Source organism: Pseudomonas hygromyciniae (genome assembly GCF_016925675.1).
Classification (GTDB): Bacteria; Pseudomonadota; Gammaproteobacteria; order Pseudomonadales; family Pseudomonadaceae; genus Aquipseudomonas; species Aquipseudomonas hygromyciniae.
Genome location: NZ_CP070506.1, coordinates 2,039,305 through 2,058,159, shown reverse-complemented (window position 1 = coordinate 2,058,159; position 18,855 = coordinate 2,039,305). Strand labels below are relative to the sequence as shown.

Sequence of the window (18,855 nt, the reverse complement as noted above, 5' to 3'; positions counted from 1 at the left end):
TTCTCCATGGGCGCATGCATTCTCACCGCGCAGAACCTTAGCAAAGTGGTTCCCAGCGCGGAAGGTGAACTGACCATCCTGCACGAACTGAGCCTGGAACTGAACAAGGGCGATAGCCTGGCCATCGTCGGTAGCTCCGGTTCCGGAAAATCCACGCTCCTTGGCCTGCTGGCCGGGCTCGACCTGCCCAGCAGCGGTGAAGTCACCCTCGCCGGCCAGGCCCTGAGCGTCCTCGACGAGGATCAACGGGCACGTATCCGCGCCGAACACGTCGGCTTTGTGTTCCAGTCGTTCCAGTTGCTCGACAGCCTCAATGCCCTGGAAAACGTCATGCTGCCCCTGGAGTTGGACGGGCGCAAAGACGCCCGCGAACGCGCCAGGCACTTGCTCGAACGGGTCGGTCTGGGCCAGCGCCTGACCCATTCGCCCCGCCAACTCTCCGGTGGCGAGCAGCAACGCGTGGCGATTGCCCGGGCATTCGCTGCCGAGCCGGACGTGTTGTTTGCCGATGAACCCACCGGCAACCTCGACAGCCACACCGGCGAGCGCATCAGTGACCTGCTGTTTGAACTCAATAAAGAAAACGGTACCACTCTGGTACTGGTGACCCACGACGAGCGCCTGGCCCATCGCTGCCGACGCCTGATCCGCCTTGAAGCCGGCCTGATGGTCGAGCCCCTGGAGCCTTGATGGCACGTCTGCCGCTGTTGCGCCTGTTCAGCCTTGCCCTACGCCAGTTATTGCGCGATGCCCGCGCCGGTGAATTGCGCGTGTTGTTCTTCGCCCTGCTGGTGGCGGTGGCCGCCAGCACTGCCATCGGTTATTTCGGGGCGCGGCTCAACGGCGCGATGCTGCTGCGCGCCACCGAGTTCCTCGGCGCCGACCTCGTGCTGGAGGGCAGTTCTCCTGCCCGTCCCGAGCAGGTAACCAGCGGCACGCAACTGGGCCTGGCGCACGCCAGGGTGGTGGAGTTCTCCAGCGTCATCGCCACCGACAACGGCATTCAGCTATCGAGTATCAAGGCAGTCAACGAGCAATACCCGCTTCGCGGCCAACTGAAAAGCGCGGCCGAGCCATTTGCCGAAGAAACCTCGGGCGGCGGGCCGAAATCCGGCGAGGCCTGGGTCGAGGCACGCCTGCTAACGGCACTGGACCTGAAAGTCGGCGACAGCATCGACGTGGGCATGAAAACCCTGCGCCTGGCCCGCGTCCTCACCTATGAGCCAGATCGGGCGGGCAACTTCTATAGCCTAACCCCTCGGGTGATGATCAACCTGGCTGACCTTGAGGCCACCGGTGTAGTCCAGCCGGGCAGCCGGGTCAGCTACCGCGAGCTGTGGCGCGCGCCGCCAGCCAGTACCGCCCTGCAGACCTACCGCGACCAGATAACGCCGGGGCTGGCCGCCAACCAGCGCCTGCAGGACGCACGGGACGGCAACCAACAGATCGGGGGTGCCTTGGGCAAGGCCGAGCGCTACCTGAACATGGCCAGTCTGGTTGCCGTGCTGCTGTCCGGGGTGGCCGTGGCGCTGTCGGCGAACCGCTTTGCCAGCCGCCGCTTCGACGCCAGCGCACTGTTGCGCTGCCTGGGCCTGTCGCGCCGGGAAACCATGCTGTTGTTCAGCCTGCAACTGACTGTCCTGGGCTTGTTGGCCAGCCTTGCTGGTGCGGCACTGGGCTGGCTTGCACAGTTGGGGCTGTTTTACCTGTTGCACGATCTGCTGCCGGCAGACGTGCCGCCTGGTGGACTGCTGCCCGCTGTCGCTGGCATCGGTACCGGGCTGGTGGCCCTGGCCGGTTTTGCCCTGCCCCCTCTGGCGGCCCTGGGCCGAGTGCCGCCGCTGCGGGTATTGCGGCGCGACTTGCTGCCGATCCCCTCCAGTACCTGGATGGTGTATGGCGCGGCGTTGTTTGCTCTGGGCCTGATCATGTGGCGCCTGAGCCTGGACCTGGTGCTGACCTTCGCCCTACTGGGCGGTGGGGTTATCGCCGCGTTGATCCTCGGGGGCCTGCTCCTGCTGTTGTTGCAAAGCCTGCGCCGCCTGCTGGCACGCGCCGCCCTGCCCTGGCGCCTGGGTTTGGGCCAGTTGTTGCGTCACCCGTTGGCGGCGGCGGGCCAGTCTCTGGCGTTTGGCCTGATCCTGCTATCGATGGGTTTGATCGCCCTGCTGCGTGGCGAGTTACTGGACACCTGGCAGAACCAGTTGCCCAAGGATGCACCCAACTATTTCGCCCTCAATATCCTGCCGGCCGACAAGGACGCCTTCGGTGCGCGCCTGCTTGAACTGCAGGCGCAGGCAGCGCCCTTGTATCCCGTGGTGCCGGGACGCCTGATCAGTATCAACGGCGAGCCGGTCCAGGAAATTGTCAGCAAGGACTCCAGTGGCGATCGCGCGATACAACGGGACTTGAGCCTGACCTGGGCGGCCAACCTCCCCCCGGGCAACACCCTGACATCAGGCACTTGGTGGTCGGATCAGCCGGGCGATGCCATTCCAGGTGTGTCGGTAGAGGCCAAGGTCGCCGACAGCCTCAAGCTCAAACTCAACGATCACCTGATCTTCACTGTTGGCGGAGAAAACCGTGAGGCCAGGGTCACCAGCTTGCGGGAAATCAATTGGGACAACTTCCAACCCAACTTCTTCATGATCTTCCAACCGGGCACCCTCAAGGACCTGCCGGCCACATACTTGACCAGCTTTTATCTGGCCGCCGGCCATGACCAGCAGATCGTCGATCTTTCCCGAGCCTTTCCGGCAGTGACCATCCTGCAGGTCGAGGCGCTGCTTGCCCAACTGCGCAGCATCCTGGCCCAGGTCACGCTGGCCGTGGAGTACGTGCTGCTGTTTGTCCTGGCGGCTGGCATGGCGGTGCTGTTCTCCGGCCTTCAGGCCACCCTGGACGAACGCATCCGCCAGGGCGCCTTGTTGCGCGCCCTGGGTGCGGAACGCAGGTTGCTGGTCAAGGCCCGGCGCATCGAGTTCGGGCTACTGGGTGCGGTCAGCGGACTGCTGGCCGCGCTGGGTACCGAACTGGTGACCCTGGTCCTGTATCGCTATGCTTTTGACCTGGTCTGGCACCCTCACCCCTGGCTGCTGGTGCTTCCAGTGATTGGTGCAGTGTTGATCGGCGGTGCCGGGGTATTCGGTACACGCCGGGCGTTGAACGCCAGCCCGCTGGCGGTATTGCGCGAAGGTTGAAACAAAAACACCGGCTCCCCTTTGGGAGCCGGTGTTCATAAAAGCGCCATCGCCAGCATGCCGGCGCCTACCTGATGTACTCGATGCCGGTGATCCACCAGCACATTTCGCCGCTTGGTGTCTGCACAATGGCTTCATCATCCACCTCTTTACGCAGCAAGGCCCTGGCCATGGGTGAGTCGATAGAAATGTAGTCCATGCGCTCATAAATCTCGTCATAGCCCACGATTCGAAAACGCTTGGTTTCCCCCTGCTCGTTCTCGATATCCACCCAAGCCCCGAAGAACACCTTGCCCTCCTGCTCGGGCATGTATTCCACCACCCGCATATCTTCCAGGCGCTTGCGCAGGTAACGCACCCGGCGATCGATTTCGCGCAACAGCTTCTTGTTGTACTGGTAGTCGGCGTTCTCGCTGCGATCTCCCAGCGAAGCTGCCCAAGTCACTTTGCGCGTGGTATCAGGACGCTTTTCTCGCCACAGGTAATCAAGCTCTTTCTTCAGCGCTTCATGACCTTCTTTGGTAATCAGCTTGGTACTCAAAAGCGTCACATCCCTCGGAAATTTCCATTGGTTCAGAGCACTGCCGCATCCGCAAAAGATGCACTGGCTGCCTGACGGCAACCGGTCGGCCTTGATCATAAATGAACGCCAGAAAGTATCCAGGCCTGATTCCCCTGGTCAATCGGGACCAGGTACATTGCCCGCATCCACGCCGCGCTGCCGGTCGATCTTTTCTGCAGGAAACAAGGTTGCGTCCAGGCGATACAACAACGCCTTCAGATCGCCCCTTAGGCCCGATAACTGCCCCATGTTGCTCGCCAGTTGCTCAGCCTGTTGCTGGGTTGCCCGATCCAGCGCCTGCAGCCTGAACGACTCATCTTCTATCTCACGCGCCCAACCCTCCAGGCGGCGTTGCTCTGCCTGCTGCAACTGCACCTCCCGGGCCTGGTGCTCTTCACGCCCCTTCAACGCCAGGGTTCTTTGCTGCAAGTCTGTCTCCAGCGCCGCCAACTGTTGATTGGCCTGCTCCAGTGCGTTTTTTTCCCGTAGCAACTGACTTCTCTGCTGCTCAAGTTCCTCCTGCTGCTCAAACGCCGCGCGCTTCTGTTGCGTCAACTCTTGCGCCACACGGGCAAGGTTGGTCAGCGTGGTATCCACTTCAAGCAGGGACGCCTGATCCGGCACTACGGCTGGCGGGACGACTTCGGGTGGTGCCACAGGCTCCTGCACTCGCGGAGCAGGTTGCTGGGGCTGCGACGCCTTTGGCGCAGTAGGTAATGGCTCAACAGGCGTTAACGCCGGCAAAACTACCGTCGGCTCCTCGTCCGGCTCCGGCGCCACAGCCTCAGCAAGACTTGCCGTACTGGGTGGCGACACCATTTTTGACGAGAAGCGAATGGACGGCACAATCAACTCGGCGCTCTCAATCGCAGGCAGGCCAATGACTGAAGTCCCCAGGGTGATCACCTTCATCACCAATACCTTCTTGATCATCAGCGAGTGGTGATCCTCTGGCCTCGCCGTCGGTAGCTTGCTGCCCTTCAAATCAATGAAGTGATAAGGCACCTGCGACTCCGAGCCATTGCCATCCTTGACCCCGGATGTGGTGGCCAGAGTGATGATCTGTTTGAGGACGCTCATCGCCAGTTGCAGGTTGTCCTTGGACTCGATACCTCCAAGAAAATACCGCTCGGCCTTTTTGCGCAATGCAGCGATATAGACACGTGAGCTCCCGGGCTCGACCTCTTCGTCCAGGCTATAGACAAGAAAGTTCGCAGCGATTTGCGGCACCGCAAAGCAACAGAGCAATGCACCGTTAACCGGGGAATCATGACCAGAATGTTCAAGAACAAGAGTACGTAGAAGCATCATCAGTATCGGACTCCATTACGGCAGTACTTCATATACACGCCATCTATCAAATCAAAATCAACACTTCACCAAGAGCAACACAATTGTTTCAGCGAGTGATTGAAGCACATGTAGGACTTACCTTATTCCAGCGTTTCAGCGTTTCCAATCGTCCCTATTGAACGTACCATTTTTTAACAAAACCGCACCTTAAACACTTGATCAACACTTTTTCACCCACGACCTTCGGCCATTTTCAACCTGAAAAAACAGGCTTATGGAGCCACTGCATACTCCGCATGCCCCGGCAAACAACCAAGTAGAAAAGTCCAATGATCGAAATAACAAATCTAACAAAAAAAACCGGACGAACAATGACCATTGACAACTTGACGTTTAGCGCTAGCCCCCGCGAATGTCTAGGATTGTTTGGACATGATGGCGCAGGCAAAAGCACATTACTCAAATTGCTTTCAGGCGCTATTCCGATAACTTCCGGCACGATAAAAATATATGGCACGGATATCTCCACCCATCCCATAAAGGCGAAAAAAACAATAGGTTATCAACCTGAATCGGCACTCGGCCACGGCAACATGACAGTCAAGAACTTCCTGGGTTTCATGGCCGAGATACGCGGGCTCCGTGGCCTGGAAAAACGCAAGATGGTTGATCGGGCAATCACCCGCCTGGAGCTCTGGCGAGTACTTGACTCACCTATCGCAACCCTTCCTCAAGGGCACCAGCGCAAAGTGGCGCTGGCCCAAGCCATCCTGCATGACCCCAGACTGCTGTTGCTCGATGAGCCCACCGCTGGCCTGGATCCTCTGCAAAAACAAAAGGTCGGGACGCTCATCCAGTCCCTGGCCGAAGAAATGACGGTCATTGTCGCCTCACGCAATCCCGAAGAGTTCTCCTGTATCTGTCAGCGGGCGCTGGTTATAGCCGAGGGAAGATTGCTGGCCGATGCCCCCATCAGCGAGCTACAGCGCAGTTCGCACCATTACCAGGCAATCACTCTGGCCGCCGATACCCCCCTGGACCTGCTGGCACTGGCCGTGCTCCCGGGAGTGGCTGGCATCGAAGAACACCGGCATGCCGCCGGCAGCGTGACCGTGCTCGCGATGCCGGGGCAAATCATCTATCCACACGTCAATGCCCTGGTTGCCAACCGTCGCTGGAAGATCAACACCCTGAGCCTTGAGCCGGGGCGCCTGAGCGATGTCATCCACCACTTGAGCCAGGAGGCACTCAATTGAAACGTCTACCCGTGATATTCAAGCGGCAACTGAGCAGTTACTTATCGAACCCGACTACTTACTTTGGCATCGCGATCTTCTTGATGGCCAACACCGTGCTCGGCTTGCATGTAGGAAACTTCTTGGAAAACACTCCGGAAAACTTACACGCGTTTTTTCAGTTCCATCCTTGGCTTTATCTTTTTTTCATTCCTTTTATTTCAACACTGCTTTGGGCGAACGAGCACAAAGACGATGCCTTCTACTTTGCAAGCACACTGCCAGTATCTGCCTTCGAGCTGACACTGGGCAAATTTTTGGCCGCCTGGACCCTCTGCGCGTTAACGATTTTATTGAACTTCCCGCTGATCATTACCATAGACTACCTGGGCATAGCGGAGTATTCGACCATGCTGGCCCAGTTCATCGGGAGTTGGCTACTGGCAGGTGCTTATCTTTCATTCGCCTGCCTGATCTGTGTGCTGGCCTACAATCGCCTGATTATTTTCACCATCACACTCGCGCTACTGTTGGCAGTAAGCACGTTATCGCTAGTACTGGATATGTTGGACCATCAGGCACCCATCTGGGTAATCGACAGTTTGATTTCACTCAACCCTCAAATACGTTTCAGCGCGATAGATAGCGGCCTTCTGACACTGCACGACACGTTGTACTTCATAAGCATGATCATTGCGTTCCTCACCGCGACCACCCTTACTTTAAATTTCAGGAAAAGCTGAGAAAGGAAATCCCCATGAGGAACCTCATGCACTTCGGCATGACGTTGATCGTCATCGCCCTGCTTTTTCTTGCCTTCAATCTGGTTTGGGCACTGAAGCTGCCCAATTATCGTCTGGACCTCTCAGAGAAAAAAATCCATACCCTGTCGCCTTCGACGCAGGCCCTGCTCGCGGGGCTTGAAAGCCCCATGGACGTATATTTTTTCAACGCCAGCCACGCCAGTAAAAGTGAAGCATTGAAAAGTTATGGCGCGTACATCGCCCTGCTGCTCAAGACCTATGAAAGCGCATCAAAGGGCAACGTTACGCTGCACCTGATTGACCCTGAACCCTTTTCAGAGGAGGAGTACAAGGCAGAGTCATTGGGCCTGGATAGAAAGCCGGGGCTATTTGGGCTCATCGGTACCCGTGCCAACCATGAACCTCAGAAAATCCAACGATTCGACCCGGCCCAGGCGAACTTCCTGGAGTATGAGATCAGCCAATTGATCCACAATGTCGCACGCCAGGAACAACCAGTAATCGGCCTGATCTGCGGAATAACCGTGGACGGCAGCCGGGATGAACGCAATCAGCAAATCGCACCACCATGGCAGTTGCTCAAGGAACTGCGCGGTCAGTTCAATCTGATGAGCCTGGGCAGCGACATTTCGCGCATCCCCGGGCACGTCAAGACCTTGATGGTGGTCCAGCCCGCTCGACTACCGGAACAGACCCTTTTTGCCATTGATCAATTTGTCCTGGCAGGGGGCAAGTTGATGATGTTTATCGACCCCCTGGATGATCCGGGCTCAACCACCGAGAACCCAGGCCAGCAAAGCCTGCTCACCGCATGGGGCGTACAGATTCCGGCGAACCAGGTATTGGCAGACAGCCTTTATGCAACGCCGGTAGTAGTCGCGAGTGGCCAAACACCCGTACGCCATCCTGGGGCGCTGACCCTCCCCCGGGAGGCAATGGCGCAGCACGATATCAGCACCTGGGGCGTTGACAGGGTAACGCTGTTGAATTCCGGTACGCTCATGCCCCTGAAAAAAAGCCGCACCACCTTCACGCCGTTGCTCCAGAGCTCAGGGCAAGCCTATACGTTCGATGGCGCACGCTTCGCCCAACAGGATGGATTCGACTCCATGCTCAGCGAGGCCTCCATTCGCGGCCGGCCGAATGTGATCGCAGCACGGATACAGGGCCCCGCCTATTCCGCCTTTCCTGACGGCATCAATGGCCAGAAAGCGACGTTGCAAAAGGCCGCCAATATCCATGTGGTACTGGTTGCCGACACTGACGTGCTCAGTGACCGCGTCTGGCTGGCCGCACGCACTGCCGATGGACAACAAGCGCAGCGCCCGGGCAATGCCAGGTTTGTCTTCAATACCCTGGATAACCTGGCGGCGCCTGACACACTAAGCGCTATCAACCCTCGTGCGAGCGACGCGCAACAGCCAGGGTTGCTGGACAACATGCGCAACGAGGCTGCGCAGTCCTACCGGAAAAAAGCCAGCCTCCTGGAGCAACGCCTGGATCAGGCCGAAAAGGAATGGCAGACGCTGAACACGCCATCATCAATGCTGGGGAGCCAGGCCCTCTCCTCCAGCACGCTGCTGCAGGCGCTTAACAAAGAACGCCTGCGCCTGCGCATGGAGCTTCACACCCTGGAAAAGGAAGCCTACAAGGACGTCCGACAGTTGGAACACACCGTGGCACTGCTCACTATCATCCCTGTTCCGTTGGTAGTGAGCCTGCTAGGGCTGGGGGTTCTCATGTCGCACCGTCGTCGCCAACATCCACCTGCCGCAGCATTCTATTGAGCGTCGCAGTCAGCGACGGGTAATCAAGCCCTGGCGTGCCACGCGGGTCAGATGCCGGATGAACTCACCGGCATCTTCGGCGTTGGGCGCCTGGATCACCGCCAGGTCAAAGCTGTCCGTGGCAAAGCGCGCCAGGGACTCGCCGTCTTCGACAAACTGGATCAAGAAAGCCGAAGGGCGGCCAGTACGGCGGGGCCAGCCATCGAGGTAGCGCAACAGCGTCGGCTGGTGCTTGCCGCCAAGGAGAATTTTAGGGTTGCGCTGAGTGAGGCCCGCAGTGATCGGGGCCAGGCGTACAAGAGGTCGTAGTGCATTCATCGTGTCGTGTCTCTGCCTCAAAAGTCTGCGGGCAGGTGAGAGGCAACACCGAACCAGCGCTTTAGCGGTATTTCGAAACCTGGAGCAGGCTTCTGTCGGGACTGCAACGAGTCCCTGTGGCGCCCCGCAATTAGCTGTTTAAATCGGCGCATGCAGCATCCTAGAGAAGCCGGTGGGGCGGTGTCAAGAATCCCGTACAACGAAAAAGGCCCGCACGGGGCGGGCCTTTAACACGTGTGCAGCAAGATCAATTGGCGATGGCGCGGTCGGCAGACAGCTTGCCAGCACCTTCGAACAGGACCGCCACAGTGCCGCCCAGCAGTGCCAGGGCGAACTCATAGCCGTTGTTGGCCATGAACAAACCGTTGCTGATATGCACCGAGAAAATCGCCACCAGCGAGACAATGGTCAAACCCAGCGCCGCTGGGCGGGCCAGCAAGCCAATGATCAGCGCCAGGCCGGCAAAGAATTCGGTGCCGCCCGACAACAGGGCCATCAGCGTACCCGGTGCCAGGCCGATGCTCTCCATCCACTGCGCCGTGCCCGCCAGGCCACCACCACCGAACCAGCCAAAGAGTTTTTGCGAACCGTGGGCGGCAAAAATGATACCGACGAAAATCCGCAATACAGTCAAGCCGAAGCCTGCACGGGTGGACAAAACGTTTTTGATCATTGGGCTCATGTAGATAATCCTTTTCGATGATGGGGTGGGTTGGCCGCTATATTAATCAGTTTAGAGAATGATAAAAGCCGAAAAAAGCGCTAATCAATATCGATAAATTAGATTATTTGCGTGAGGCAACCTTGGACGTCACCGGTTCCAGGGAGTCCCGTTCCCGATCAAAGGCCAAGTAGTACTTGTTCACGCTATTAACATAGCTGACGCCGCCCATTCCGACCTGCTCCATGGCGATGCGCTCCACCTGGAAGAACCACTGATTGGGGTTCAAACCCCGGCGCCTGGCCTCGGCACGCATGCCCTGCACCCGCTCCGGCCCCATGTTGTAGGCTGCCAGGACGAACGCCATACGTTCGCGCTCATTGAGCTTGGGGCTGGCGAAGAACTTGCGGCGAATCAGGGCCAGGTATCGCGCGCCCGCCTGCACATTGCTGTCCAGGGTCTGGATATTGTTGACCCCTACCCGCTGGGCGGCCGAAGGGGTGATCTGCATCAGGCCCGTCGGCCCACTGCCACTTTTCGCGGCGGGGTTGAAGGACGACTCCTTGAAAGCCAGGGCCGCCAGGTTCAGCCAGTCCATGCCTTGTTCGCGGGCATGCTTTTGCAGGACCGGGCGCAGTTTTTCCAAGCGCTGGCGATCAGCCCGCGCCAAGGGGTAGCGCACCTGATAGAGGCGCCGATAGATACGCTGGAAAGCTACATCCTGGTCTGACGGGGTCGTGTAGGTTTTCAGGAAGCGGTCGATGCTGGCCCGCAGCATCGAGGCATCCTGGCGCACAAACCAGTACTCCTCGCCCGGCTCACTGATCGCTACTTGCTTGTCGAAACGCAACTTGGGCAGGATCTTCGACCAGCGCTCGGCAATCGGTCGCTCGACAATGGTCAGGTGGAAGATCCCGGCCTGGACCATCTCCAGCACATCCTCCACCGCCAGGCTGGGGTCCACCCATTCCACCTTGACCGGCGGCAGCTTGCGTAGCGCCAGCTTCTGGTTGATCTGGTTGACCGCCTCCCCTGCAGCGCTGCCCGTGGTCAGGGCCAGGGTGCGCCCGGAGAGTTGTTCCAACCGGGTAAACCGCCGCTCGCCCTTGAGACCCACCAGCCACAGCGGCACGTCACTGGCAATCGGGTCACTGCTGCTGATCTTGTGGGCAGCCGTCGCATCCAGCAGCTCACCGGGCGCCACCAGGTCACCTTCGCCACGGGCCAGCGCGCCCAGCAACTGATCCTTGGCCTTGGGAATGATCTTGAGGTTGATTTCCTGGCCATCGCGGGCCCGGCCATTGAGGTAGTGTTCGAAGGCCCGCAGGCGATGGTACTCGACACCAATTGACTGGCCCTGGACTTCACCGGAACTGTTGCGACTCTGGTTGACCAGCACGCGCAACGTGCGACTGCTGCGGATTTCGGCCAGGTCGCGGACCTTGCCCGGCTTGGTCACTTCCAGCGGCCCGTCCAGGCGCGCAACCGCCGCGTTGGGCAGCAGTAGCGTCAGGCATACCATGAGCAATGCCGAGGGTCGGATCATCCGCTCTCCGGAAAGAACAAGGCCCCATGCATCGCGAAAAACGCCACATTGGGGGACAGAAACAGAGCGCCAGAGGCGCAGACTTTGGGCGCAAGGGTGTCACAGCAGCAGGCCATCGGCCAACCACGGTGTGACTTGCGACGTTCAAAGACAGCGATAACTCGTTGTAGTTCTTGGCTTTTCTTATAAATCTACAGCTCTGATAGACTTTCCGGCCGCAGGCGGAGATAGCACCATGCAACTCATTGATATTGGCGTCAACCTGACCAACCCCAGTTTCGACGACAAACACCAGGCCGTGCTCGACCGCGCCTATGCCGCCGGCGTGGGCCAACTGGTCGTCACCGGCACCAGCGTGCCCGGCAGCGAACAAGCCCTGGACCTGTGCCAGCGCTGGGATCCAAGCGCCCGACGATTGTTCTGCACCGCAGGCATTCACCCCCATAGCGCCAGCGACTGGAACGCCGACAGTGCACGGCAACTGCGCGACCTGCTCAGCCAGGACCGGGTGCGGGCCGTGGGTGAATGCGGGCTGGACTTCAACCGTGATTTCTCACCCCGCCCCCAGCAGGAAAAAGTCCTCGAAGCCCACCTGGCATTGGCCGTCGAATTGCGCTTGCCGGTGTTTCTCCATGAACGGGACGCCAACCAGCGCCTGCTGGAGATCCTGCGCGATTACCGTGATCAACTGCCCGCCGCGGTGGTGCACTGCTTCACTGGCGAACAACGTGCGCTGTTCAGCTACCTCGATCTGGACCTGCATATCGGTATCACCGGCTGGATCTGTGACGAACGCCGTGGCACGCACCTGCACCCGCTGGTCAGGGAAATCCCCCGGGGCCGCCTGATGCTGGAAAGCGACGCGCCCTACCTGCTACCGCGCACCCTGCGGCCCAAACCGAAGAACGGGCGCAATGAGCCAGCCTACTTGCCAGAGGTGTTGCGCGAAGTGGCCCTGCACCGCGAAGAAAGCCTGGAAGACCTGGCCCAACACAGCACCGCCTGCGCCCGTGAGTTTTTCGGCCTGCCTGCGTTGGATTGACGCGGTGCATTGACCCATATCAACACCCATTTTCCGGATAGCGGCACAATAATGGCACCTTGCCAATACTGTTTCCGCTATCAGAGAAAACCTTCCATGGGTGCCTGGCTTAGCAATATCTCGCTGAAGTACAAATTCTGGGCCGTGAATGCGGTCGCTTTCATCACCACACTGCTGCTGGTGCTGTATGCCGTGCACCTTGAGCAACAGGCTCGCAGCCATGCCTCCCAAGCCTCGGCACAAGCCCAGGGCCGCTTGCTCGGCGCGTGGCCGGCCGGGCAACCGCTGCCCAAGGACGAGCACTGGCTGGTGTTCCAGCGGGGCCTGGCTCCCGAACTGGCAGACCAGGACCTGTCCGCCCTCAGCGAAGCCCAAGGCTGGGTCGAGTTAAACCCTATGCCGCTGTTCGGCGAAAACCCGTTGCTGGGCGCCGAAGTCATCTCCCGCGCCGACGGCCAGCAAATCGCCGTGCTGGCTTATGCGCCGAGCCTGAGCCAGGTGTTTACCGAACGCTTCACCAACTATGCAGTGGCGGTGCTGATCCTGATGCTGGCGATGCTTTGCGCCTCGCAACTGCTGATCCGCTTTTTGCTCGCCCAACTCAACACCTTGAAAGACGTGATGCTGCACGTCGAGAAAACCGGCGACCTCTCGGCCCGCGTGCCCCTGGCGTGCAAGGATGAGGTCGGGCAGATGGCCAGTGCCTTCAACGCCATGCAGGCCGGCTACCAACGCGTGGTAAGCACCGTGGCGCGCACCGCCAAACTGCTGGACGACGGCGCCGCACGCCTGGCCAGCAGCATGAATGAAGTCCAGCACGGCATGCTCGGCCAGCAAAGCGAGACTGACCAGGCAGCCACCGCGATCAATGAAATGACCGCCACCGTGTACCACATTGCCCAGCACGCCGGCGCCACACGGGACCTGTCCCAGACCGCCGACACCCTGGCCGGCAGCGGCCAGGAAGTAGTGACCCGGGTCCAGCGTTCGATTGCCGGGTTGTCCACCGGTGTGCAGCAGACCGCCGAAATGATCCAGAAGCTGGCCGAGGACAGTCAGAAGATCAATGGCGTGGTCGGGGTGATCCATAGCATCGCCGAACAGACCAACTTACTGGCCCTCAACGCGGCCATCGAAGCCGCTCGCGCCGGGGAGATGGGCCGCGGCTTTGCCGTAGTAGCCGATGAAGTACGCAACCTGGCCAAGCGCGTGCAAAGCTCCACCGATGAGATCACACGCATGGTCTCAGCCCTGCAGGCCGGCACCCGGGATGCGGTGGATTTTATGCAGGAAAGCTCGTTCAAGGCCGATGACTGCGTGCAGCAGGCCCAGGAAGCCGGCGCCTCACTCGCTGAAATCACCAGCGCCGTGGCGCAGATGCGCGAGAGCAACACGCAGATTGCGGTCGCCGCCGAACAGCAGAGCCATGTAGCCGAAGAGATGAACCGCGCGGTGGTGAGCATCCGCGATGTCACGGAAAACACCGTGCAACAGACCGTGGACTCAGCGACCACCAGCAACGAACTGGCAACCCTGGCTGGCGAGTTGAGCAAGGCCATCGGCCAACTGAAGTTGTGAAGTTGGCTGCCGATCCGTCAGCGCACGCCGCTGACGGATCCCATCAAAACGCTATAACCCCCCATAGGCAACCCCAATTCGCCGCCCCTGCCCGCCCAACCTAAACTCTGTTCATCGTGTTTCAACGGACAGAGGATTCTCAACATGGGCAAACGTCACCCCAATCTCCCGGCCTGGCAATGGCGCGTCTACCCGCAGAACCATCAGCACCCGACCAATCTGGTATTGCACCTGATTGCCGTGCCGCTGTTCATCGTCGGGTTTCTGCTGATTGTGTCCGGCGTATTCAGCCTGAGCCTGGCCAGTTTTGCCATCGGTGTAGTCGGCGTACTCGCCGGCCTTGCCCTGCAGCGCCATGGCCATAGCCTGGAAGCCCAGGCCAGCGAGCCATTCAGTGATCGTAAAGATGCGGTGCAGCGCCTGGTGGTCGAGCAGTTCGTGACCTTTCCGCGCTTTGTCCTCAGCGGTGGCTGGTGGCAAGCCTGGCGTCAGCGCCACCGCCACTAACGCGGGCTCAGGCGAAGACCACCACGGTCTGACGGCTGATGGCGATCAACTGACCGTCAGGCCCCCACAACATCGCAGCGGCATGGCCGTAGCCATCGCGGGCATGCTCGATCTCGACGTGGTACTGGCACCAATCCAGGGTCGTCAACTGCGCCAGGGGCTGGATGAATTCGATGGTCCAGGTCAAGGTGCTGCCCGCCGCCGGCCGCTTGAGGTGCGGGAGCAAGGCCGGTGGCCAGGCATCCACCAGCGCGAGGATATGCGCTTCGGTCAAAGGCTCCTCCTTCACGTCCCCCCGCAAACGTACCCAGCCGCCCATCTCCCGGGATTTGTTGCCCGTGAACGGCAAGCCGCCGACGCTCCAGCGCATCGCCAGATGGCGCATGAACTCAGGCGTCACGCCTTTGATATAGGGCAGTTCCTGGCATTCGTCCCAATGCTTGAAGGTTGGCGCGGGCAAGGCCGGCACATCGATCTCTGAAGGCCGTGATGCGCCGAAGCTGGCCTGGGCCAGGGTCATTACTTCCCCGCCCTGCACCACCTGCCCCAGCAGTTGGCTGACCGCCTTGCCTTCGCGTAGCACTTGCACTTGATAGCTGGCAGATACGTCTGGCGCCACCGGCCCGACAAAGGTCACGGCCAACGAACGCAACGGCCGGTCTGCCGGCACCTGAGCGCGAAAGGCTTCGTATTGCAAGGCGGCAACCAGGCCGCCAAAGGTGGCACGGCCCTGGGCCCATTGCGCCGGGATAGACACGTCCAACGGGTTATTACGGGCGGCGTCGAGCAAATCACTAAAGCGCATGGCGACCTCACATCAAGAAAACCGATGAGCGATCTTAACCAGCGTCCACACCCGGCACAGCGCTTATTCCGGCCAAATACCCAGACAGATAAGCCGCTGGCTCAGAAACAATCCGCCGCCAACTTGTCGAGTACCCGATCCGCCTTGCCTTCGGCCTGGGCCATGGTGCGCTGCCAAACCGCGACACAGGGCTGCAGATCGGCCTGGTGCTCGGCTTGCGCCAGCCATTGCCAGCAGTCGTGCCAATCCCCCAGCGCACCCTGGGCCGACTTGAGACGGGCCATGGCCTTGAGCGGCACCTTGCCCAATTGCGGATAGGCTTCGGCCGCATAGCGCACGCGCTTGATCAACAAGCGCAGGCGATGACGGTCGTGATCGGGATCGTGCAATGCCACCTCGAGCGCCTGCCATTGCTTGGCCAGGCGCTTTTCGATACGGATGCGCAGGCCCTTGAGCAGTTTTTGCTGCTGGGACGCGCGGATAAATCGGGGGAAGGCTTCCATGATGCGCAGTAGTTGCGCCAGTTCCGGGCTTTGCGCCACGTCTTTGTAGGTCTGCGGCTGCTGGCGCAAACGCCGGGCCGCAGCTTCGTGATAGCCGTGCTGCTGCAGATAGGCCGCCAGCACCTCACGGTCGCGCAACGGCGTGGTCAATTGGCCGACTGCGCTGGCGGCCGCCTCCAGTTGCTCGACGCCGGGCAGCCCGCGCAAAGGGGCGCAATAGGCTGCGCAGACGCCGCACCGTGGTGCGCAGGTCGTGCAGCGCTTCGTCATCGGTAACCGCCGCCAAGCGCGCCTGACAACTCAACAATCCGACTTCCAGACCAATGATCTGGGCGACTAACTGATCCACCAACGCCGACATGCTGCTTCCCCTGTTAAACAACGTCCATGCACCTGCGCAAAACAGGTGCCTGGAACCACCTTAACCACTCCCCCGGCATGTTGCGCTGACTCGGATCAACGCCCGGCGCGCGACTCACGGATATAGAAACGGGCTTTTTCCGCTTTACTGGCGCACCCTTCGAACGCTTCGAATTGTTGCTGGGTCTTGGCACCGGTCAACAACGACAGGGCCTTGGAATAGCTGACCGTCCCGGCGAAACCTTCAGCCTTGGCCAAATCCAGCTCGTGCCACGCGGCATCCAACTGGCTGCCACAGCTATCGCGATAGGCCGTTTTGCCGGCACAACCGGCCAGGGCCAACACAATCACAGGCAAACACATCCAGGCTTTCATCAATGACACCTCAAGAAAAGAAAACAGTCGTGGGATGTAGACGTTGCCTACATCGAAAAGTGCCTTATCACACAGCCTGAAATGCCCAGCGCCGATAGCCAAAGCATACCCGAGCAAATAGCTCGACTTACGAAATTTATCGCTCTGCTCAGCAAGGATTGAAGCCACCCCCTGCTTGGGTGCATTGTGGACAGCTGTTTTGCGAAGGATCCGATTATGAAAAAACGCGTTGCATTGGTCCTTGGCTCCGGTGGAGCGAGGGGTTACGCCCATATCGGGGTGATCGAAGAGATCGAAAAACGCGGCTATGAAATCGCCTGTATCGCTGGCTGTTCCATGGGCGCGGTGGTGGGCGGGATCTATGCGGCAGGCAAGCTGCAGGACTACCGGAACTGGATCGAAAGCCTGGATTATCTGGACGTTCTGCGCCTGGTGGATGTGAGTTTTCGCCTGGGCGCGATACGCGGCGAAAAGGTCTTCGGGCAGATCCGCAAAATCGTCGGCGAGATCAATATCGAAGACCTGCGCATTCCTTACACCGCGGTCGCCACCGACCTGACCAACCAACAGGAAATCTGGTTCCAGGAAGGCTGCCTGCACCAGGCCATGCGCGCCTCGGCGGCGATTCCCAGCCTGTTTACCCCGGTGATGCAGGGCAACCGCATGCTGGTGGACGGCGGCCTGCTCAATCCGCTGCCAATTGTCCCGGTGGTGTCGAGCCATTGCGACTTGATCATTGCGGTCAACCTGAACTCCACCAACCAGAAGCATTACAAACTGCCGGTGATCCAGCGCCCGCCAGCATTCAAAAGCCGCTTCGACAACCTGGTGCGTTCGCTGGGCTCGCACCTGCCGTTTCGGCGCAAGCAGGCCGAGCAACTGTTGTTGCTGGAGCAAGAAGCGCTGCAGGCGCAAGCCGCCGACATCAACCCCTGGCTCGAAGGCGCCGAGCCCGAAGCCCAGCAACCGGCCGCAGCCCCAGAGTCCGCCGGTGCGCCGAAATCCGCTACCGGTTCGTTCATCATCGATAACGTGGGGCCGGCATCGCTGCTGGATCTGATCAACCAGAGCTTCGAGGTGATGCAGACGTCGTTGGCCCAGTACAAAATCGCAGGCTACCCGCCGGATGTGCTGATCAACGTGCCCAAGCGCGTGTGCCGGTTTTTCGAGTTCTACAAGGCGCCGGAATTGATCGCGCTGGGGCGCGAGATTGCCAGTGATACGTTGGATCGGTATGAGAGTGAGCAGAGTTGAGAGCTTCGCTGGGGCTTGGGGCCCTATCGCGGCATAGGTATCTACACAACTTTCAGAAACTGACGAACTCCGCCGTGGCGAGCGGGCTTGCCCGCGCTGGGCTGCGAAGCAGCCCCCAAAAAGCCCTTCGCATTTTTTTCAGATAAACCGCGATGGCAGGGTTTAGGGCTGCTACGCAGCCCAGCGCGGGGCAAGCCCGCTCGCCACAACTGCGCTATCTGCCTGGATTTAGGTGTTGCGGCAAAGTTGTGTAGATACCGATGCCTATCGCGGGCAAGCCGGCTCCCACATTTAGATTTGTGAATGCATTCAAAGGTGGGAGCCGGCTTGCCCGCGATTAGGCCGGTCCAGCCACCACAATCCCTCAGCCCTCAGCCCCCCAACAACCGATACCCCACCCCCCGCCTCGGTCACGATAAAACGCGGCTGGGTCGGGTCATCCGCCAGTTTCTGACGCAAGTGCCCCACCACAATGCGCAGGTAGTGGCTGTCTTCGGTATGGGTCGGGCCCCAGATATCCTTGAGCAACTGCTGCTGGGTAATCACCCGGCCGGGATAGCGTGCCAGTTGCGCCAGCACCGCGTATTCCTTGCGGGTCAGGGCCACGTCGACACCGTCCAGCAACACCCGCCGATAGGCCAGGTCCACGGTCAGCGGGCCAAACTGCAGCGCCGCCTGTTGGGCTTCTCCAGCAGGCGCCTGGCGTAACAACGCACGGACCCGGGCCAGGAACTCCTGGATGCCAAATGGCTTAGTCACGTAGTCGTTGGCGCCACCGTCCAGCGCCTGGACCTTCTGCCCTTCACTGGCACGTACCGACAACACCAGCACCGGGGCCGCCGACCATTCGCGCAACTCGCGCAGTACTTGCTGGCCGTCCATGTCCGGCAGGCCCAGGTCCAGCACCAGCAGGTCCGGCTTGCTCAAGGCCGCCTGGGCCAGCCCTTCGGCGCCGGTCCCGGCCTCAATTACCTTGTAGCCCTGGGAGGCCAGGCTGATGCGCAAGAACTTGCGGATCTGCGGCTCGTCATCAATGACCAAAATCGTCGCAGTCTGGCTCATGGT

The 18,855-nt window shown here is 60.0% G+C and carries 16 protein-coding genes and 2 pseudogenes; 9 read left to right on the top strand and 9 right to left on the bottom strand.

All coding sequences use genetic code 11. The annotated features are described in order from the left end of the window. Positions 1 to 6 precede the first annotated feature (6 nt). Both JTY93_RS09170 and JTY93_RS09165 read left to right on the top strand, forming a co-directional pair. Positions 7 to 690: an ABC transporter ATP-binding protein gene (locus JTY93_RS09170; RefSeq protein WP_029297972.1), complete on the top strand. Its 684-nt coding sequence runs from the start codon at positions 7 to 9 to the stop codon at positions 688 to 690. Further along, the gene (locus JTY93_RS09165) at positions 690 to 3,200 is read left to right on the top strand and encodes an ABC transporter permease (RefSeq protein WP_205478050.1); all 2,511 of its coding nucleotides are present in this window, start codon (positions 690 to 692) and stop codon (positions 3,198 to 3,200) included. The genes JTY93_RS09170 and JTY93_RS09165 overlap by 1 nt, the downstream gene beginning before the upstream one ends. Positions 3,201 to 3,267: 67 nt before the next feature. Here the strand turns inward: JTY93_RS09165 and greB are convergent, their stop codons facing one another. Together greB and JTY93_RS09155 are read right to left on the bottom strand one after the other, a co-directional pair. After that, on the bottom strand, positions 3,268 to 3,741 hold the full coding sequence (greB, locus tag JTY93_RS09160; RefSeq protein WP_169996778.1) for a transcription elongation factor GreB: 474 nt from the start codon (positions 3,739 to 3,741) through the stop codon (positions 3,268 to 3,270). A 138-nt stretch (positions 3,742 to 3,879) separates the two neighbouring features. Continuing rightward, positions 3,880 to 5,073, bottom strand: a complete 1,194-nt coding sequence (locus tag JTY93_RS09155; RefSeq protein WP_205478051.1) for a hypothetical protein — start codon at positions 5,071 to 5,073, stop codon at positions 3,880 to 3,882. 311 nt (positions 5,074 to 5,384) lie between these two features. Here JTY93_RS09155 and JTY93_RS09150 point away from each other — a divergent pair, with 311 nt between their 5' ends. Genes JTY93_RS09150 through JTY93_RS09140 form a run of 3 tightly spaced genes read left to right on the top strand, consistent with a single transcriptional unit; the run spans position 5,385 to position 8,841 of the window. Beyond that, complete coding sequence (locus tag JTY93_RS09150) at positions 5,385 to 6,311, top strand: ABC transporter ATP-binding protein (protein ID WP_205478052.1); 927 nt, start codon at positions 5,385 to 5,387, stop codon at positions 6,309 to 6,311. Continuing rightward, positions 6,308 to 7,033: an ABC transporter permease gene (locus JTY93_RS09145; RefSeq protein WP_205478053.1), complete on the top strand. Its 726-nt coding sequence runs from the start codon at positions 6,308 to 6,310 to the stop codon at positions 7,031 to 7,033. Before JTY93_RS09150 ends, JTY93_RS09145 begins: the two co-directional genes overlap by 4 nt. Positions 7,034 to 7,047: 14 nt before the next feature. Beyond that, positions 7,048 to 8,841 carry a Gldg family protein gene (locus JTY93_RS09140; protein ID WP_205478054.1) on the top strand — a complete coding sequence of 598 codons (1,794 nt, stop codon included), beginning with the start codon at positions 7,048 to 7,050 and terminating at the stop codon, positions 8,839 to 8,841. A 9-nt stretch (positions 8,842 to 8,850) separates the two neighbouring features. Here JTY93_RS09140 and JTY93_RS09135 read toward each other — a convergent pair whose 3' ends face one another. The 3 genes from JTY93_RS09135 to JTY93_RS09125 form a co-directional block, all read right to left on the bottom strand. Beyond that, positions 8,851 to 9,159 (bottom strand): class I SAM-dependent methyltransferase, encoded by a 309-nt coding sequence (locus tag JTY93_RS09135; protein ID WP_169996727.1) that lies wholly within the window; start codon positions 9,157 to 9,159, stop codon positions 8,851 to 8,853. Between the two features lie 247 nt (positions 9,160 to 9,406). Next, complete coding sequence (locus tag JTY93_RS09130; protein WP_169996725.1) at positions 9,407 to 9,841, bottom strand: DoxX family protein; 435 nt, start codon at positions 9,839 to 9,841, stop codon at positions 9,407 to 9,409. A 103-nt stretch (positions 9,842 to 9,944) separates the two neighbouring features. Then, positions 9,945 to 11,366 carry an MltF family protein gene (locus JTY93_RS09125; protein ID WP_169996723.1) on the bottom strand — a complete coding sequence of 474 codons (1,422 nt, stop codon included), beginning with the start codon at positions 11,364 to 11,366 and terminating at the stop codon, positions 9,945 to 9,947. 235 nt (positions 11,367 to 11,601) lie between these two features. Here JTY93_RS09125 and JTY93_RS09120 point away from each other — a divergent pair, with 235 nt between their 5' ends. The 3 genes from JTY93_RS09120 (at position 11,602) to JTY93_RS09110 (ending at position 14,493) form a co-directional block, all read left to right on the top strand. Continuing rightward, positions 11,602 to 12,408, top strand: coding sequence for a TatD family hydrolase (locus JTY93_RS09120; protein WP_205478055.1), 807 nt, complete (start codon positions 11,602 to 11,604; stop codon positions 12,406 to 12,408). Between the two features lie 96 nt (positions 12,409 to 12,504). Next, on the top strand, positions 12,505 to 13,986 hold the full coding sequence (locus tag JTY93_RS09115) for a methyl-accepting chemotaxis protein (RefSeq protein ID WP_169996719.1): 1,482 nt from the start codon (positions 12,505 to 12,507) through the stop codon (positions 13,984 to 13,986). 144 nt (positions 13,987 to 14,130) lie between these two features. Then, on the top strand, positions 14,131 to 14,493 hold the full coding sequence (locus JTY93_RS09110; RefSeq protein ID WP_169996717.1) for an Mpo1-like protein: 363 nt from the start codon (positions 14,131 to 14,133) through the stop codon (positions 14,491 to 14,493). A gap of 7 nt (positions 14,494 to 14,500) precedes the next feature. On the opposite strand, the gene JTY93_RS09105 is transcribed toward JTY93_RS09110, so the two are convergent. From JTY93_RS09105 to JTY93_RS09095, 3 genes and pseudogenes are all read right to left on the bottom strand, one after another. After that, positions 14,501 to 15,298: an acyl-CoA thioesterase gene (locus JTY93_RS09105; RefSeq protein ID WP_205478056.1), complete on the bottom strand. Its 798-nt coding sequence runs from the start codon at positions 15,296 to 15,298 to the stop codon at positions 14,501 to 14,503. Positions 15,299 to 15,399: 101 nt separating this feature from the next. Next, positions 15,400 to 16,162: pseudogene (locus JTY93_RS09100) on the bottom strand (CHAD domain-containing protein). A gap of 95 nt (positions 16,163 to 16,257) precedes the next feature. Continuing rightward, a complete protein-coding gene (locus JTY93_RS09095) occupies positions 16,258 to 16,536 on the bottom strand; it encodes a hypothetical protein (protein ID WP_029300795.1) in 279 nt (92 codons plus the stop codon). A 216-nt stretch (positions 16,537 to 16,752) separates the two neighbouring features. On the opposite strand from JTY93_RS09095, the gene JTY93_RS09090 reads away from it, so the two are divergent. Further along, entirely contained in the window at positions 16,753 to 17,790 is a 1,038-nt protein-coding gene (locus tag JTY93_RS09090; protein WP_205478058.1) for a patatin-like phospholipase family protein, read from the top strand. Positions 17,791 to 18,161: 371 nt separating this feature from the next. Here JTY93_RS09090 and JTY93_RS09085 read toward each other — a convergent pair. Further along, positions 18,162 to 18,852 (bottom strand): annotated as a pseudogene (locus JTY93_RS09085) (response regulator). Positions 18,853 to 18,855: the final 3 nt, after the last annotated feature.

Excerpts from the sequence above, each read along its gene's own strand:
- JTY93_RS09120 (WP_205478055.1), top strand. The coding sequence starts at position 11,602 with ATGCAACTCATTGATATTGGCGTCAACCTGACCAACCCCAGTTTCGAC.
- JTY93_RS09110 (WP_169996717.1), top strand. The coding sequence starts at position 14,131 with ATGGGCAAACGTCACCCCAATCTCCCGGCCTGGCAATGGCGCGTCTAC.
- JTY93_RS09165 (WP_205478050.1), top strand. The coding sequence starts at position 690 with ATGGCACGTCTGCCGCTGTTGCGCCTGTTCAGCCTTGCCCTACGCCAG.
- JTY93_RS09150 (WP_205478052.1), top strand. The coding sequence starts at position 5,385 with ATGATCGAAATAACAAATCTAACAAAAAAAACCGGACGAACAATGACC.
- JTY93_RS09090 (WP_205478058.1), top strand. The coding sequence starts at position 16,753 with ATGAAAAAACGCGTTGCATTGGTCCTTGGCTCCGGTGGAGCGAGGGGT.
- JTY93_RS09115 (WP_169996719.1), top strand. The coding sequence starts at position 12,505 with ATGGGTGCCTGGCTTAGCAATATCTCGCTGAAGTACAAATTCTGGGCC.
- JTY93_RS09135 (WP_169996727.1), bottom strand. The coding sequence starts at position 9,159 with ATGAATGCACTACGACCTCTTGTACGCCTGGCCCCGATCACTGCGGGC.
- JTY93_RS09170 (WP_029297972.1), top strand. The coding sequence starts at position 7 with ATGGGCGCATGCATTCTCACCGCGCAGAACCTTAGCAAAGTGGTTCCC.
- JTY93_RS09130 (WP_169996725.1), bottom strand. The coding sequence starts at position 9,841 with ATGAGCCCAATGATCAAAAACGTTTTGTCCACCCGTGCAGGCTTCGGC.
- JTY93_RS09140 (WP_205478054.1), top strand. The coding sequence starts at position 7,048 with ATGAGGAACCTCATGCACTTCGGCATGACGTTGATCGTCATCGCCCTG.
- JTY93_RS09105 (WP_205478056.1), bottom strand. The coding sequence starts at position 15,298 with ATGCGCTTTAGTGATTTGCTCGACGCCGCCCGTAATAACCCGTTGGAC.
- JTY93_RS09125 (WP_169996723.1), bottom strand. The coding sequence starts at position 11,366 with ATGATCCGACCCTCGGCATTGCTCATGGTATGCCTGACGCTACTGCTG.
- JTY93_RS09155 (WP_205478051.1), bottom strand. The coding sequence starts at position 5,073 with ATGATGCTTCTACGTACTCTTGTTCTTGAACATTCTGGTCATGATTCC.
- JTY93_RS09095 (WP_029300795.1), bottom strand. The coding sequence starts at position 16,536 with ATGAAAGCCTGGATGTGTTTGCCTGTGATTGTGTTGGCCCTGGCCGGT.